This is a genomic window from Micromonospora sp. NPDC048170 (assembly GCF_040652795.1).
Taxonomy (GTDB): domain Bacteria; phylum Actinomycetota; class Actinomycetes; order Mycobacteriales; family Micromonosporaceae; genus Micromonospora.
Window position 1 is genome coordinate 25,021 of the sequence record NZ_JBEZMR010000011.1, and the last position, 15,174, is coordinate 40,194.

Consider the following 15,174-nt stretch of genomic DNA (forward strand, 5'->3'; position numbering starts at 1 on the left):
GAGGTGGGATCGTGTCCTGGCACAGGCCCGGCTGGGCGGTCACGGTCATCGTCCTGCTCGGCACGACCGGGCTCGGCCTGGTCACCGTCGGGGTGTCGACGATCCCGCCCCGCCCGCCCCGGCCGGAGGCCGCCGACGCCCCCGCACAGAGCCGCTCCGCGCCGTCGGTGCCGCCGCTGCACCGGGCCGAACCGGTCGACGTGCGGATCCCGGCCATCGACGTACGGGCGCGGATCGTCCCGGTGGGCGCCGACGCCGAGGGGCGCCTGGAGGTGCCGCCACCGGACCGCCCCACCCTCGCCGGCTGGTACCGGCACGGCGTCAGCCCGGGCGAGACCGGCAACGCCGTGCTCGTCGGGCACGTCGACACCGCTGCCGGCCCCGCCGTCTTCTTCGACCTCGGCCGGCTGCGGGTCGGCGACACCGTACGGGTCACCCGCGCCGACGCCAGCGTCGCCGCGTTCGCCGTCGACGGCGTCGGGTCGTACCCGAAGGACCGGTTCCCCACCGACCTGGTCTACGGCCCCAACGGCGCGGCCGGGCTCCGCCTGATCACCTGCGGCGGCCGGTTCGACCGGGACAGCGGCGACTACGTCGACAACGTCGTCGTCTTCGCCACCCGGGTGCCGTGACCCCCGGATCGACTCGGACGAGTACGGTGTCCGCGCGGATTCGGCGAGGCGGAGGTGCACGGGTGGGTCAGCGGGCGGGGGAACGTGTGGGTCTGTCTGCCGTGTTCGACCGGCTGCTCGGCCGACCGGTGCCCGGGCAGCGCGGGCCGGAACCGCGACGGTCCAATCCCGACGCCGTCGTCGACTGCGCCGTCTACGTCGCCGGACGGCGCGAGCCGGGCCGCCCGCACTACGTCGACGCGTACGCCCGCAGCCGCCGTACCCGCAACGCCTTCGTCTGGCTGGGTCTGCACGAGCCGGACCCGGCGGTGATGGCGGCGGTCGGCCGCGCCTTCGGGCTCGACGACCTGACCGTCGAGCAGACCCTCGCCGACGGCCACCGCCCCACGGTGCGGCGCGACGGGGACGTGACCCTGCTGGTGCTGCGCACCGCCGGTTACGTGGAGCACGCCGAACTGACCGACACCTCCGAGGTGATCGACACGGGCGACGTGATGGTCGTGCTCGGTGACCGCTTCGTCATCACCGTGCGGCACGGTGCCGCCGGCGCGCTCACGTCGGTTCGCGCCGGCATCGAGCACCGCCCGGCCGTGCTCGCGGAGGGCCCCTGGGCGGTGGCGTACGCGGTCTGCTCCCGGATGGTCGACCTCTACCTGGAGGTCTCCGGGCACGTCGAGCGGGACCTGGAACGGGTCGAGGAGACCGTCTTCGCCCGTGACCGGTCCGCCGACATCCAGCACATCTACCAGCTCAAACGGGAGGTGGTGGAGTTCAAGCGGGCGGTGCTGCCGTTGCAGGCGCCGCTGCGCTCGCTGCTCGACCTGCGCCCCGACAACCCACCCCGGGGCCTGCGGCGGTGGTTCGCCGACGTGGACTCCCGGCTGACCCGGGCGGTGGACCGGGTCGCCGCGTACGACGACCTGCTCAACTCGATCCTCCAGTCCCGGTTGGCGCAGCTCGCGGTGGACCAGAACAACGACATGCGCAAGATCGCCGCATGGGCCGCCATCGCCGCCACCCAGACCGGCATCGCCGGGATCTACGGCATGAACTTCGCCAGCATGCCCGAGCTGGGCTGGCGCTACGGCTACCCCGCCGCGCTCGGCCTGATGGCGCTGACGGCGCTCACCCTGCACCGCCTCTTCCGCCGCTCGGGCTGGCTCTGACCACGTACGGCCATCGGGCGGAAGCGGCGCCCTCCCGTCGCCCGGGCTGCCGGCGACCCGGCAGGCGGTCCGCCCGCCTCCGGGCGTTCCCGGTCAGTCCGTGGCGGGCGGTTCGTCACCGACCGCGAGGGCGCGCAGCGGGACGGGCTTGACCGGCGCCTGCGCGGTGAACGCCCCGACCTGTTCCGGCCCCCGGCCGGTCAGCGTGGAGATGAGCTGGCAGAGGCCCGGCTGGCAGGACCGCCCCTGGCACAGGCCCATCCCGGCGCGGGTCACCAGCTTCACGGCGTTGGCGGTGCCGAGGTGTGGGTTGGCCCGCAGCGCGCGGCGCACGTCGCCGGCCCGCACCTCCTCGCACCGGCAGAGCACGGTGTCGTCGGTGACCAGGCTGCCCAGGGCCGCCCGGTCCGGCGCGAAACGGTCGAGCACCTGCGTGACGAAGCGTCGCCGGCGGCGCAACTCCCGGCGGACCGGGCGGGCCAACGTGGCGGCCCGACGCTCGTCGAGCAGCCCCAGGTCGCGCAGCACGCCGAGGGCGGCGAGCCGGCCCTCGACCTCCGCCTGCTCGGCACCCGCGACGCCGGTCAGCTCACCGGCCACCGCGATCCGCGGCACCGAGGTCCGCAGCCACTCGTCGTGCCGGACCACCCAGCCGCCCGCGGGGGAATCCCAGGTCACCGCGCAACCGGCCTGTCGGGCCAGCTCGACGGAGGGAACGAAGCCGTATCCCAGCGCCAGCACGTCGCAGGGCACGTCCCGTTCGGTCCCGGCCACCGGCACCCCCGTGGGGCCGACCTCGGCGAGGGTCACCGTGCTCAGGTCCGGGTCGCCGACGGCGCGGCGTACCACCGTGCCGAACCGGACCGGCACGCCCGCCCGCCGCAGGACGCGCAGCGCGCCGACGCCCTCGGCGATCTTGCCGCCCGCGCCCGCCACGGCGGCCAGCCCGGCCGGTCCGGGCAGGAGGTCACGGCGACGTTGGATCAGCGCGACCTCGACCACCCGGGCACCGGCCCGGACCAGTTGGGCGGCCACGACCAGCAGCAGCGGGTGTCCACCGGCCAGCACGAACCGGCCGCCCGGCAGCAGGCCCTGTGCCTTGACGAACGTCTGCACCCCGCCTGCCGTGAGCACTCCCGGCAGGGTCCAGCCCGGAAACGGCACCGGCAGGTCGTAGGCGCCGGCGGTGAGCAGCACCGCCCGGGGTTCGAGCAGGCGGACGCCGGTCGGGCCGTGCGTGGCGACGCGGTAGCGGCCCGGCGGGGGCTGGTCTCCCGCGTACCCGTCGAGGCCGGCCCGGGTGCCGAGGACGCCCCACACCGTGGTGTCGGCGAGCCACCGGACCCCGGGAGCGGCGCCGGCCTCGGCCAGCAGCGCCCGGCCGGCGGCGGACGATCCGGCCGGCGGGGTGAACCCGGCCGGCGGTTGGCGGTAGATCTGCCCGCCCGGCTGTTCCTGCTCGTCGACGACGGTGACGGTGGCGCCGTGCCGGGCCAGGGTGGCGGCGGCGGCCAGCCCGGCCGGGCCGGCGCCGACCACCACCACGTCGGGCGCGCTCACCGGGGCACCGCCGTGCGGACCCGCATGTCGGCCCGTACCCGGATCAGGCAGGAACGCTGGCAGGGCACGTCGTCCACGGTGACGACGCACTCGAAGCAGATTCCCATGTTGCAGTAGGGCGCCCGGCGGGCGCCGCCGCGCGTGGTGCCGACGGCCCGCTCACCGGCGGCGAGCAGCGCGGTGGCCAGCGACTCACCCGGGTGGGCGGGAACGGTCCGCCCGTCCACCTCGATGGTGACCGGCTCGGGTCGGACCATCGGGGTGCGCCTCGGCGCGTCCGCGGGGTTCGACGGGCGGTGTTCAGACAAAGTTCAGCGCTCCGAAGCGGGCGGGTGAGTAGTCCTCGATCGACCGGTCGGGCTCGCCGGTCACGACCATGCCGGCGAGGAGCCGGGCGTAGGTGAGACCGAGGGTGAAGGCCGAGCCGCCGGTGGCGACGAACAGTCCGGGCCGGCGCGGGATCGCGCCGATCAGCGGCAGGTGGTCCGGGGTGAGCGTGGTCATGCCCGTCCAGGTCCGGATCACCGGCAGGTCGAACACCGCCGGGACCACCCGGGCGGCGTCGGCGTTGCCGACCAGCGACTCGTACCGCAGCTCCGGGTTGGTCTCCAGGTCGACCTGTCCCGCCCGGCTGACCAGCTTGGCCGGCCATCCGCCACCGATCAGCACGTTGCCGTCCTCGGTCTGCTTCATCGACAGCCGCCGGCCGACGTGCTGGATCAGGTGCGGCAGGAACGGCTGGCTGCGGGCGGTGGCGCTCATCGTCAGCCCGACCGGGAAGACCGGCAGTCGGACGTCGGCCATCGCGGCCAGTTCGGCGGTCCACACCCCGCCGGCGAGCACCACCGTGTCGGCCAGGTGGGTCTCCCCGGCGGTGTCCCCGGGCCCGGTTCCCGTGCGCAGTTCCCAGTGCCGGCCGCGCCGGTGCAGCCCGGTGACCCGGCAACCGGTGCGCAGCACGGCGCCGTACCGGCCGGCGGCCCGGGCCAGTGCCGGGGTGACCAGCCGGGGGTTCGCCTTGCCCTCGCCGGGCACGTGACCGGCGGCGAGCACGGTGTCCGCCAGGTACGGCGCGAACCGGCGCAGCTCCGGGCCGGAGAGCACGGCGACGTCGAGGCCGTACTCACGTTCCAGGGCCGCCTTCCGGTCCAGCACGGCGATCTCCGCCGGGGTCTCGGCGAGCATCAGCCCGCCGGTGCGGGACACCCCGCACCGCTCGCCGAGTTCGTCCTCGACGGTGGCCCAGGACCGCATCGCGTCCAGGTGCAGCGGGAGCGCACGGGCCGCCGCGCGGGCCGCGTCGTCGCCGTGCTCGACCATCCGGAACTCCAGCTGGAAGTGCAGGCTGCCCGCGTTCTGCCCGGAGGCGTGCCGGTTCACCTGGTCCTTCTCGACGAGCAGGACCCGGTTGCCCGCGCGGGCCAGATGCCAGGCGGTCGCGCAGCCGAGGAGGCCGCCGCCGATGACCGCCGTGTCGTACGAAGTCATGGGAGCAGGTCGAGCTGGGTCATTGTGGCTCGGACGCGCTCCTGTTCGGCGGGGGTCAGCGGGAGCAGCGGCGCGCGGACGTGACCGGCCGGCACGCCGCGCAGGGTGAGCGCGTACTTCATGATCGCCTGCGCGTTGCCGAACCGGGCGCCGTAGTCCGGCCCGAACCAGTCCTCCATGATCACCCGGTCGCGGGCGCCGAGGACCCGGGCCCGGTCGAGGTCCCCGGCGCGCAGGGCGCGGAAGAAGTCTGGGTGGTCGGCGCCGAGCACGGCGCCGGCCCCCATCAGCCCGTCGCCGCCGATCGTGGTCATCAGCTCGATGCCGACCTCGTTGGTGGGGATGCCGAAGTAGCGCACGCGGTGGCGCAGGGCGACGAGGCTGCGGACGAATCCGCCGAAGTCCGGGGTGGAGTTCTTGACCGCCACCACGGTGTCCAGCTCGCTCAGCTCCGACAGCAGGTCGGCGTCCAGGTCGACGCCGGTGCCGCGGGGCCAGTTGTAGACGCAGAGCGGCAGGTCGACCGCCTCGGAGACGGTCCGGTAGAAGGCCACGATCTCCGACCGGGTGGGCACCACGTACGGCGGCGGGGTGAGCAGGATGCCGTGCAGGCCGGCGTCCCGGGCGGCCTCGGCGTGCCGGATCGCCTCGGCCGGCGTGTACGCGTTGCAGCCGCCGAGCACCGTGAGGCGGTCGCCGACCTGTTCGGCGGCCGTCCGGAACAGCGCGGCGCGTTCCTGTTCGGTGAGGCTGAACCACTCGCCCGTGGTGCCCCCGACGATGATCCCGTGCAGCCGCTCGGCGGCGAGCCAGTCCAGTTGGCCGCGCCAGGCGGCGAGGTCGAGCTCGCCGGTGGCGGTGAACGGGGTGGTGACGGCCGGCAGGTAGCCGAACCAGTCGACGCTGTCGCGGTCCACTGCGGGGTCCTTTCGACGGGCGGCGTCGTACCGCCCGCGTGCGTGACGCGGGCCGGGTGACGTGCCGGGTGGGTCAGGGGGTGGGCGGGGTGACCGCGATGATCAACCGGGCCCGCTGGTCACTGGCGTTGCGGTAGAGGTGGGGCAGCCGGGAGTCGAAGGTGATCGCCTCGCCGGTCTTCAGCACGTGCTTCTCGCCGCCGATCTCGGCGACGATCTCGCCGGTGACGGCGATCGCGCACTCGGTCGAGGGGTGCGCCCAGGGCTCGCCGGAGCTGGCGTCGCCGGGTGCCAGTTCGGCTTCGAGCACCTCCAGGTCGCCCCGCCCCGGGGTGAGCCGGTCGTAGGCGATCTGCCCCGGAGGGGCGGCGAGCCGGGTCCGCGAGCCGGGACGGCTGATGTGCACCAACGGGGCGTCCGGCTCGGAGAACAACGCCGCGATGGAGGTGTCGAAAACCTTGGCAAGCTTACGCAGAGTGGCCAAACTGGGGTCTGTCGCGCCATTCTCGATCTGGCTGAGCAGGGCGGGTGACACGTCGGCCGCGGCCGCGAGCTGACGCAGCGTGAGGGAGTGCTGCTGGCGCAGGTCGCGGAGCTGGTCACCGAGCATGCGTCTTTCCTCGTTCCAGAACAGTGTGGCTAGAAATGTTTGACGTAACTATACGCTGCTGTCTAGCATGGTCAAACACAAGGCGAACGTGTTTGGCGTAACTAGACAAGCGACGTCGGGGCACGAACCGGACAGGGAGTCCCGTCCGGATACATCCAACCCCATGACGGTCTACGGGCGAAGCCCCGAGAGCCGCCATCGGTTGGCCCCGGCCTCGGCGTCACCGGCGACGTCGGCGCGACAACCCCAGAGCCCGTCCCGCGCGGGCCGGCCCATACGAAGGTAGGAACAGCATGTCGGTGTCCCCTCGCCGGCTCCGCGTCGGAGCGATCGCTCTGGCGGCGCTGGTCACAGCCTCCAGCACCGCGTGCAGCGCGGGCGGCAGCGGAGGAAACGGTAACGGCGGTTCGGCCAAGACCCTCACCGTCAACACCTCGTTCGTCCTCAAGACGCTCGACCCCGGCCGGATCTACGAGGCCACCGGCCTCACCGCCGTGCACTCCCTGTACGACACCCTGCTGACCTTCAAGGGCTCGGACGTCGGCAAGCCGGTCCCCGCGCTGGCCGAGTCGTACGAGGCCTCCGCCGACGCGAAGACCTTCACCTTCAAGCTCCGCGAGGGCGTGAAGTTCTCCGACGGCACCCCGCTGACCGCCGACGACGTGGTCTTCTCCCTCAACCGGTTGAAGAACGTCAAGGCCAGCCCGGCGGTCATGGTCAGCGGCCTCACGGTCGCCAAGACCGACGAGCGGACCGTGGTGGTCACCTCGGCGACCGCCGACCCGAACATCCCGGTCGTGTTGGCGATGCCCTCGACCGGCGTGGTCAACTCCAAGGTCGCCAAGGAGCACGGCGCGACGGACGCCGCGGACGCCGCGAAGAGCGACACCGCGCAGCAGTACCTCGACACGAACTCCATCGGCAGCGGCCCGTACGTGCTGAAGTCGTACGACCCGTCGGCGCAGGTGGTGCTGGAGGCCAACCCCAACTACTGGGGCACCAAGCCCGAGTTCAGCCGCGTCGTGCTGCGCAACATGGACGTGCAGACCCAGAAGCTGACCATGCAGCGGGCCAGCGGCTCGGAGATCGCGCTGGACATCTCCGGCAAGCTGCTGGAGGGGCTGCCGGACACGCTGAAGACCTCGGCCATGCAGGACACCGTGTACTTCCTCTTCCTCAACGCCGACCCGGCCGTGTCCCCGGTGAGCTCGAACGCGAAGTTCAACCAGGCGCTGCGCGCCGCCATCGACTACCAGGGCATCGCCGGCCTGTACGGCAAGGGCGCCGCCCCCGGCGCCGGGCTGGTGGCCCCGGCCTACCCGGGCGCGCTGCCCGAGGGCGAGGAGTCGAAGCGTGACGTGGCGAAGGCCAAGGCGTTGCTCGCCGAGGCAGGGTTGACCAACCCCACCGTCAAGTTCAACTACCCGGCGATCACCTACAAGGGGGTCGACCTGGGCACGGTCGCGACGAAGGTGCAGGGCGACGCCGCCGAGGCCGGCATCAAGCTGGAGCTGACCCCGCAGCCGCTGACCACCTTCCTCGACGAGATGCGTACGGGCAAGATGGCCCTCGGGTTCACCCCGCAGAGCCTGAACTACCCGGTCGCCGACTCGCTGATCAACAACATGGCCCCCGGCCAGGCCACCGCGCTGCGCTCGGGCTGGACGGTGGAGCGGGCCGACCCGGCCGTCGTGGCCGCCGGCAAGAAGGTCACCGAGACCCTCGACCTGGCCGCCCGGGCCACCGCCATGCAGGAGTGGCAGCGGGCGATGAACGCCGCCTCGCCGTACATCGTCCTCGCCAACAACTCCTCGACCGTCGTGGCGAGCAGCGACCTGACCGGCACCGACTACACCGCCGCGGGCTGGCAGGTCGACCTGGCCGCCGTCGGCCGGGAGTAACCACCTCATGACGACGACAGTCGACGACGCCGAGCCGGGCGCGGTCACCACGACCGCGTCCCGGCCTCGGCCGCACCGGTCGCTGCTGGTGTTCCTGGCCAAGCGGGTGGCGATCACGGCGGGCCTGCTGCTGGGCGTCACGATCGTGACGTTCGGCCTGGTCACTGTGGTGCCCGGCGACCCGGTCACGGCCAACCTCTCCGACCAGGCCCTCAACGACCCGGCGACGGTGGCCGCGTTCCGCGAGAAGTGGGGTCTGGACCAGCCGCTGTACGTGCAGTACTTCCAGTACCTGGGCAACCTGCTGACGGGTGACCTCGGCATCTCCCAGCAGACCGGCCGCACCGTGGCCGACGACCTGTTGCAGTACGTGCCGGCGACCATGGAACTGGCAATCCCCACCATGGTGCTGGCGCTGCTGATCGGCACCGGGATCGGCATGCTCGCCGCCGTGCGCAACGGTCGGATCACCGACCAGCTGATCCGCGTCGGCGCGCTGCTCGGCCTGTCCACGCCGCCGTTCTGGCTGTCGCTCGTCGTGCTCTACGTCTTCTTCTACAAGCTCGGCCTGGCGCCCAGCGGTGGTCGGCTCTCCACCGACTTCAGCCCGCCGCCGACGGTGACCGGCATGTACACGGTCGACGCCGCCCTCGCCGGTCAGTGGGACGTCGCCTGGGACGCCGCCCAGCACCTGATCCTGCCGGTGCTCGTGCTGACCAGCCTGACCGTGGCGATGCTGGTCCGGTTCGTCCGCTCCTCCATGCTGGAGGTGCTCCAGCAGGACTACATCCGGGCCGCGTACGCCAAGGGCCTGCCCGCCCGGGTGGTGTTCCGCCGGCACCTGCTGCGGGCCGGCCTGGTCCCGGTGATCACCGTCTCCGGCCTGGCCTTCGCCTCGCTGCTCTCCGGCACGGTGCTGGTGGAGAACATCTTCGGCTGGCCGGGCCTCGGCCAGTACGCGTACCGCAGCGCGACGGCGCTGGACCTGCCCGCGATCCTCGGCGTCAGCCTGTTCGTGGCGCTGGTCTACACGCTGGTCAACCTCACCGTCGACCTGCTGTACGGGCTCATCGACCCGAGGATCCGGCTGTCATGACCACACTCGCACCCGACCCCGTGGCGCCCGATCCCAAGGCGACCGACGCGCTGGCCCGGCGTCGGTTCCTGGGCCGGCTGCGCGGTCGCTCGACCGGGCGGCCGATCTGGCGGCAGCCGATCGCCCTGGCGGCCCTGGTCATCCTCGGCGGGTGGCTGCTGACGGCGCTGTTCGCCCCGGTCGTCGCGCCGTACGACCCGTTGGCGCAGAGCCCGGACGCGTACGCCCCGCCGTCGGGCACGCACTGGTTCGGCACCGACTCCCTCGGCCGGGACGTGTTCAGCCGGGTGGTCCACGGCTCCCGCCTGTCGATTCCGCTCGCGCTCGCCATCGTCTCGCTCGCCCTGCTGATCGGCGGCCTGCTCGGCCTGGTCGCCGGCTACGTGGGACGGTTCGTCGACGAGGCGCTGATGCGCCTGACGGACCTGGTCTTCGCGTTCCCGCAGATCATCCTGGCCATGGCGGTGACCGCCGCGTTCGGGCCCAGCACCCGCAACGCCGTCCTCGCGCTGGTCATCGTCTCCTGGCCGGTCTACGCCCGGGTCATCCGCAGCGCCGTGCTGACCATGCGCGGTGAGGACTACCTCAGCGCCGCCCGGCTGCTCGGCATCGGGCCGATCCGCGCGCTGCGCCGCGACGTCCTGCCCAACAGCGTGGGGCCGGCCATCGTGCTGGCCACCCTGGAGCTCGGCAACGCCGTGCTGCTGCTGTCCGCGCTCTCCTTCCTCGGCCTCGGCCCCCGCCCGCCGGCCGCCGAGTGGGGCTCGATGGTGGCCCTCGGGTCGCAGGACCTCTCCATGTGGTGGGTCAGCGTGTTCCCCGGCCTGGCCATCCTCACCGTGGTGATGGCCTTCAACGTGCTCGGCGACGCGCTGCGCGACCGGATCGACCCCCGCTACGCGAAGGGACGTTGAGAATGCCACCCCTGCTCGAGGTCGACTCCCTGGCCGTCACCCTGCCCGGCCCCACGGGGCCGCTGCCGATCCTGCACGACGTGTCGTTCACCGTCGGTGAGGGCGAGATGGTCGGCATCGCGGGAGAGAGCGGGTGCGGCAAGAGCCTCACCGCGCAGACCCTGCTCGGGCTGCTGCCCGCCGGCGCCAAGGTCACCGGGTCGGCCCGGTTCGCCGGGACCGAACTGCTCGGCCTGGACACGAAGCGCTGGCAGAAGGTGCGCGGCGCCGGAATCGCGATGGTCTTCCAGGACCCCACCGCGGCGCTGCACCCGATGCTCACGGTGGGCCGGCAACTGACCGAACACATGCAGGTCCACCTGGGCCTGGATCGACGGGCGGCGGACCGGCGGGCGGTGGAACTGCTCGACCAGGTCCGCATCCCCGACCCGCAGCGGGCGGTGCGGGCCTACCCGCACCAGTTCTCCGGCGGCATGCGGCAGCGGGCGGCCATCGCGATCGCCCTCGCCGCCCGCCCCCGGCTGCTGATCGCCGACGAGCCGACCACCGCGCTCGACGTGACGGTGCAGGCCGGCATCCTCGCGCTGCTGGACCAGTTGCGCGCCGAGACCGGGCTGGCCGTCGCCTTCATCACCCACGACCTCGGGGTGCTCAGCGCGCTCACCACCCGCGGGTACGTCTTCTACGCCGGGCGGGTGGTGGAGACCGGGCCGACCGGGGCGCTGCTCACCGCGCCGCGCCACCCGTACACGGCCGCGCTGCTCGGTGCCCGCCCGCACGGCACCCAGGCCGTCGGCACGCTGCGGCCCATCCCGGGCGGGCCACCGGCGCCCGGGCAGGCGCCGCCCGGATGTCCGTTCCAACCCCGGTGCGGGTACGCCGAGCCGTCCTGCGGCACCGCGCCTCCCCCGCTGTCCCCCGCCGGCACCGACCGGTCGGTGGCCTGCGTGGTCCGTCCGCAGCTGGAGGTGGCGGCATGAATGAGCCGGTCAGGTCGGGCAGCCTGCTCGAGATCAGCGACGTCGAGGTGGAGTACAAGCCGCGCGGCCGGGGGCCGGTCCGGGCCGTGGCCGGGGTGAGCCTGGAGGTGGCGCCCGGCCAGATCGTCGGCCTGGTCGGCGAGTCCGGCTGCGGCAAGTCGTCGCTGGCCCGGGTGGCGGTCGGGCTGGCCGCGCCGAGCGCCGGAACGATCCGGTTCGCCGGCCGCCCGGTCACCCCGCTCGGCTGGCGGCGCCGGCCGGGGCCGGAGGTCGGGCTCCAGATGGTCTTCCAGAATCCGTACGCGTCGCTGAACCCCCGGCGCACCATCGGCGCCCAACTCCTCGACGGGGTGCCGGACACGGTGACCGGCGCCGCCCGCCGGGCGCGGGTCGCCGACCTGCTGGACCGGGTCGGTATGCCGGCCGCGGCTGCCCAGCGGTATCCGCACCAGTTCTCCGGCGGGCAGCGGCAGCGGCTCGCGATCGCCCGGGCGCTCGCACCGGAACCCCGGATGATCATCGCGGACGAGCCGGTCACCGCGCTGGACGCGTCGTCGCAGGCGCAGGTGGTCAACCTGCTCGTCGGGCTGGTCCGGGACCTGGACATGGGCATGCTGTTCATCTCGCACGACCTGTCCCTGGTGCACGAGATCGCCGACGTCACGGCGGTGATGTACCTGGGCCGGATCGTCGAGACCGCACCCACCCGCCAGCTGTGGCACTCGCCCCGGCACCCGTACAGCCGGGCGCTGATCGACGCGGTGCCGCAGATCGGCCCGCACCCGCAACTGCCCAGGACGCTCGCCGGGGAGGTGCCCGACCCGGCGCAGGCGCCGGTCGGGTGCCGGTTCCGGCCGCGCTGCCCGCACGCCTTCGGGCCGTGCGGCGAGCAGCCGCCCACGCTCGACCTCGGCGGCCGCAGCGCCGCCTGCTGGCTCAACGACCCCACGGTGGCGCCGACCACCGTGCCCGCCGCGTAGAGGACACCGCATGCACATCCCCACCGAACAGGTCCTGGTCAACCTCGCGCTCTACGACGGCGTCCGGGACGACCTCCAGCGCGACAGCGGCATCTGGATCGGCGCCGACGGCACGATCCGCGCGGTCGGGCCGGTCGACGACGTCCTCACCGAGGCGGGCGACGCCCGGGTGGTCGACCTGCACGGCGACCACGTCATGCCCGGCCTGACCAACATGCACGTCCACCTGTCGCTCGGCCTGCCCGGCCACCTCGGCGACGAGGTGCACCGGTCGAACCTCGCCGAACTGGTGCTGCTGATGGCCGACTCGGCACGCCGGACCCTGCACGCCGGGGTCACCACCGCCCGACTCGTCGGCGAGAGCCGGTACGCCGACTTCGCCCTGCGCAAGGGGATCGAACGCGGCGCGGTGGACGGCCCGCGCATCTTCACCGCCGGGCACGCCCTCTGCTGCACCGGGGGGCACGGCTGGGAGGCCGACGCGCTGGAGGCCGACGGGGCGGACGGCTTCCGCCGGCTCACCCGGCAGCAGATCCGGGCCGGCGCCGACCTGATCAAGGTGTGCATCTCCGGTGGGATCGCCGGCGAGTTCGAGTCGATCGACACCCCCCAGCTGCTGGACGACGAGCTGGCGGCGGTGATCCGGGTGGCGCACGACTGGGGGCGCAAGGTCACCGCGCACGCCGGCCCGGCCGAGTCGGTGCGCCGCGCCGTGGAACTCGGGCTGGACTGCGTCGAGCACGGCTACGAGCTGACCGACGAGGTGACCCGGCTGATGGCCGAACGGGACGTCTGGTACGTCCCGACCATCGTGGTCAGCCGCTGCGAGCAGTTCTTCCGCGACTCCGGCGTGCCGGGCTGGCTGATGGACCGCGCCCTGGCCGCCGGGCCCCGGCACTGGGAGAGCCTCCAGCACGCCATCCGCAACGGGGTGCCGATCGCCCTGGGCAGCGACATGCCGCCGCACGCCGGCTACGACGAGACGACCGCGACCGTACGCGAGCTGGAGTTCATGGTGGACGCCGGGATGCCCGTCGCCGACGCGCTGAAGTCCGCCACCATCCGCCCCGCGCAGTGGCTGGGCCAGGCCGACACGCTCGGCAGCGTCGAGGTGGGCAAGCACGCCGACCTGCTGGTCCTGCGCGACGATCCCACCCGCTCGGTGTCCGCGCTGCGTAGCCTGCACGCGGTGCTCAAGGGCGGCGTCTCCTACCGCGACGACCACGGCCGCCTCGGCGTCGCCCGATGACGACGATCACCGAGGTCGCCGACCGGTACCTCGACGCGCTCGCCGAACTGGATCCGGAGGCCGCCGAGGCGGCGGGTCGTACGCCCGACTCGCACTTCGCGGACCTCTCCCCCGACGGCTTCGCCGCCCGCGCGGAGCTGGCCCGCGGCACCGCCACGGCGGCGGCCGGCGCCGATGCCGACGGCACGGCGCAGCGGGCCCTCGCCGGCGCCCTGCTCGACCGGCTGGCCAGCGAGGTGGACCTCTACGACGCGGGCTTCACCACCCGGCTGCTCGCCCCGCTGGCGACGCCGGTGCACCTGGTCAGGCAGGTCTTCGACAACCTGCCCCGCGACACCCCGCAGGACTGGGCGGTCGTCGCCGCGCACCTGCGCCGGGTGCCCACGGCCCTCGGCCAGTACGCCGAGACGCTGCGCTGGTCGGCCCGGCGGGGTCACCTGGTCGCCCGCCGGCAGGTGCTCGCGGTCGCCGACCAGTGCACCGCCTGGGTCACCTCCGACGACTTCTACGGCCGACTGGTGGCCGGCTGTCCGGAGGGGTCGCTGGCCGGAGAACTGGCCGCCGGGGCCCGCTCCGCCGCCGCCGCGACGGCGGACTTCGCCGCGTTCCTGCGCACCGAGCTGGCACCACGGGCCACCGACGTCGACGGCGTCGGCCGCGACCTGTACGCCGTCACCGCGCGCAGCTTCCTCGGCGCGACCGTCGACCTGGACGAGCTGTACGCGTACGGCTGGGCGGAGCTGACCCGGACCGCCGCCGAGCAGCGCGCGGTCGCCGCCGAGCTCGGCTACCCCGACGTGGCGGCCGCGCGGGCCGGCCTGGACGCCGACCCCGCCGGCCGGGTGCCGGTCGGACCCGCGCTGGAGGAGTGGCTGCGGGAACGCACCGAGCGGCTCACCGACGCCCTGGACGGCCCGCACTTCGACATCCCGGCCGCCACCCGCCGGGTGGTGTGCCGGATCAGCCCCGCCGCCTCCGGGGTCATGTACTACACCCCGCCCGACGCCGGGTTGACCCGCCCGGGCGGGATCTGGTGGTCGACGCCCCCCGGCGAGTCGACGGTGCCGGTGTGGCGGCACGTCGGGACGCTCTGCCACGAGGGACTGCCCGGGCACCACCTCCAGCACGCGATCACCCTCACCACCGCCGACCTGCACCCGTGGCAGCGGTCGCTGTGCCAGGTGCACGGGTACGCCGAGGGCTGGGCGCACTACGCCGAACGCCTCGCCGACGAGCTCGGCCTCTACGCCGGTCCCGCCGAGCGGCTCGGAATGCTCGACGGGCAGATGTGGCGCGCCGCCCGGGTGGTCATCGACCTCGGCCTGCACCTGGACGTGCCGATCCCGGCCGGGACCGGCTTCACCGAGGCGCGCCGGTGGACCCCCGAGCTGGCGGTGGACTTCCTGGTCCGCGTCGCCGGGCTGGACGCGGCGACCGCACGGTTCGAGGTCGACCGGTACCTGGGCTGGCCGGCGCAGGCGTTGGCCTTCAAGGCCGGTGCGCGGCTCTGGCAGCAGGCCCGCCGGGAGGTCGAACGGCGCGAGGGCGCCGGGTTCGACCGCAAGCGGTTCCACCACCGGGCCCTGCGGCTCGGGCCGATGGGGCTCGATCCGCTGCGCGCCCGCCTCGCCGAGCTCCCCTGATCCCCCGACACCCCGTCCGCCCCCGACCGGAAGCGAGC

The 15,174-nt window shown here is 73.8% G+C and carries 14 protein-coding genes; 9 read left to right on the plus strand and 5 right to left on the minus strand.

The annotated features are described in order from the left end of the window. The first annotated feature begins 11 nt into the window (after positions 1 to 11). Both AB0D32_RS16635 and AB0D32_RS16640 read left to right on the plus strand, forming a co-directional pair. Positions 12 to 632, plus strand: a complete 621-nt coding sequence (locus AB0D32_RS16635; protein WP_357090447.1) for a class F sortase — start codon at positions 12 to 14, stop codon at positions 630 to 632. Between the two features lie 86 nt (positions 633 to 718). Continuing rightward, positions 719 to 1,798: a magnesium and cobalt transport protein CorA gene (locus AB0D32_RS16640; protein WP_357090449.1), complete on the plus strand. Its 1,080-nt coding sequence runs from the start codon at positions 719 to 721 to the stop codon at positions 1,796 to 1,798. Positions 1,799 to 1,891: 93 nt separating this feature from the next. Here the strand turns inward: AB0D32_RS16640 and AB0D32_RS16645 are convergent, their stop codons facing one another. The 5 genes from AB0D32_RS16645 to AB0D32_RS16665 all read right to left on the minus strand — a co-directional run bounded on the left by AB0D32_RS16645 (position 1,892) and on the right by AB0D32_RS16665 (position 6,373). After that, positions 1,892 to 3,358, minus strand: coding sequence for an NAD(P)/FAD-dependent oxidoreductase (locus tag AB0D32_RS16645; protein WP_357090451.1), 1,467 nt, complete (start codon positions 3,356 to 3,358; stop codon positions 1,892 to 1,894). Next, a complete protein-coding gene (locus tag AB0D32_RS16650; RefSeq protein ID WP_357090453.1) occupies positions 3,355 to 3,615 on the minus strand; it encodes a (2Fe-2S)-binding protein in 261 nt (86 codons plus the stop codon). The genes AB0D32_RS16645 and AB0D32_RS16650 overlap by 4 nt, the downstream gene beginning before the upstream one ends. A 43-nt stretch (positions 3,616 to 3,658) precedes the next feature. After that, complete coding sequence (locus AB0D32_RS16655) at positions 3,659 to 4,846, minus strand: FAD-dependent oxidoreductase (RefSeq protein WP_357090455.1); 1,188 nt, start codon at positions 4,844 to 4,846, stop codon at positions 3,659 to 3,661. Further along, positions 4,843 to 5,763, minus strand: a complete 921-nt coding sequence (locus tag AB0D32_RS16660) for a dihydrodipicolinate synthase family protein (RefSeq protein ID WP_357090457.1) — start codon at positions 5,761 to 5,763, stop codon at positions 4,843 to 4,845. The genes AB0D32_RS16655 and AB0D32_RS16660 overlap by 4 nt, the downstream gene beginning before the upstream one ends. Before the next feature lie 73 nt (positions 5,764 to 5,836). Continuing rightward, entirely contained in the window at positions 5,837 to 6,373 is a 537-nt protein-coding gene (locus AB0D32_RS16665) for a helix-turn-helix domain-containing protein (protein WP_357090459.1), read from the minus strand. 293 nt (positions 6,374 to 6,666) lie between these two features. On the opposite strand from AB0D32_RS16665, the gene AB0D32_RS16670 reads away from it, so the two are divergent. The 7 genes from AB0D32_RS16670 to AB0D32_RS16700 are packed head-to-tail and all read left to right on the plus strand — an operon-like array spanning position 6,667 to position 15,136. Then, entirely contained in the window at positions 6,667 to 8,274 is a 1,608-nt protein-coding gene (locus AB0D32_RS16670) for an ABC transporter substrate-binding protein (protein WP_357090461.1), read from the plus strand. A 7-nt stretch (positions 8,275 to 8,281) separates the two neighbouring features. Further along, the gene (locus AB0D32_RS16675; RefSeq protein ID WP_357090463.1) at positions 8,282 to 9,370 is read left to right on the plus strand and encodes an ABC transporter permease; all 1,089 of its coding nucleotides are present in this window, start codon (positions 8,282 to 8,284) and stop codon (positions 9,368 to 9,370) included. Then, complete coding sequence (locus tag AB0D32_RS16680) at positions 9,367 to 10,284, plus strand: ABC transporter permease (RefSeq protein WP_357090465.1); 918 nt, start codon at positions 9,367 to 9,369, stop codon at positions 10,282 to 10,284. The genes AB0D32_RS16675 and AB0D32_RS16680 overlap by 4 nt, the downstream gene beginning before the upstream one ends. Before the next feature lie 2 nt (positions 10,285 to 10,286). Continuing rightward, complete coding sequence (locus tag AB0D32_RS16685) at positions 10,287 to 11,264, plus strand: ABC transporter ATP-binding protein (RefSeq protein ID WP_357090467.1); 978 nt, start codon at positions 10,287 to 10,289, stop codon at positions 11,262 to 11,264. Beyond that, positions 11,261 to 12,244, plus strand: coding sequence for an ABC transporter ATP-binding protein (locus tag AB0D32_RS16690; RefSeq protein ID WP_357090469.1), 984 nt, complete (start codon positions 11,261 to 11,263; stop codon positions 12,242 to 12,244). The genes AB0D32_RS16685 and AB0D32_RS16690 overlap by 4 nt, the downstream gene beginning before the upstream one ends. A 10-nt stretch (positions 12,245 to 12,254) precedes the next feature. Continuing rightward, complete coding sequence (locus AB0D32_RS16695; RefSeq protein ID WP_357090471.1) at positions 12,255 to 13,493, plus strand: amidohydrolase family protein; 1,239 nt, start codon at positions 12,255 to 12,257, stop codon at positions 13,491 to 13,493. Beyond that, positions 13,490 to 15,136, plus strand: coding sequence for a DUF885 domain-containing protein (locus AB0D32_RS16700; RefSeq protein ID WP_357090473.1), 1,647 nt, complete (start codon positions 13,490 to 13,492; stop codon positions 15,134 to 15,136). Before AB0D32_RS16695 ends, AB0D32_RS16700 begins: the two co-directional genes overlap by 4 nt. Positions 15,137 to 15,174 lie beyond the last annotated feature (38 nt).

Excerpts from the sequence above, each read along its gene's own strand:
- AB0D32_RS16650 (WP_357090453.1), bottom strand. The coding sequence starts at position 3,615 with ATGGTCCGACCCGAGCCGGTCACCATCGAGGTGGACGGGCGGACCGTT.
- AB0D32_RS16655 (WP_357090455.1), bottom strand. The coding sequence starts at position 4,846 with ATGACTTCGTACGACACGGCGGTCATCGGCGGCGGCCTCCTCGGCTGC.
- AB0D32_RS16665 (WP_357090459.1), bottom strand. The coding sequence starts at position 6,373 with ATGCTCGGTGACCAGCTCCGCGACCTGCGCCAGCAGCACTCCCTCACG.
- AB0D32_RS16670 (WP_357090461.1), top strand. The coding sequence starts at position 6,667 with ATGTCGGTGTCCCCTCGCCGGCTCCGCGTCGGAGCGATCGCTCTGGCG.
- AB0D32_RS16675 (WP_357090463.1), top strand. The coding sequence starts at position 8,282 with ATGACGACGACAGTCGACGACGCCGAGCCGGGCGCGGTCACCACGACC.
- AB0D32_RS16680 (WP_357090465.1), top strand. The coding sequence starts at position 9,367 with ATGACCACACTCGCACCCGACCCCGTGGCGCCCGATCCCAAGGCGACC.
- AB0D32_RS16685 (WP_357090467.1), top strand. The coding sequence starts at position 10,287 with ATGCCACCCCTGCTCGAGGTCGACTCCCTGGCCGTCACCCTGCCCGGC.
- AB0D32_RS16690 (WP_357090469.1), top strand. The coding sequence starts at position 11,261 with ATGAATGAGCCGGTCAGGTCGGGCAGCCTGCTCGAGATCAGCGACGTC.
- AB0D32_RS16695 (WP_357090471.1), top strand. The coding sequence starts at position 12,255 with ATGCACATCCCCACCGAACAGGTCCTGGTCAACCTCGCGCTCTACGAC.
- AB0D32_RS16700 (WP_357090473.1), top strand. The coding sequence starts at position 13,490 with ATGACGACGATCACCGAGGTCGCCGACCGGTACCTCGACGCGCTCGCC.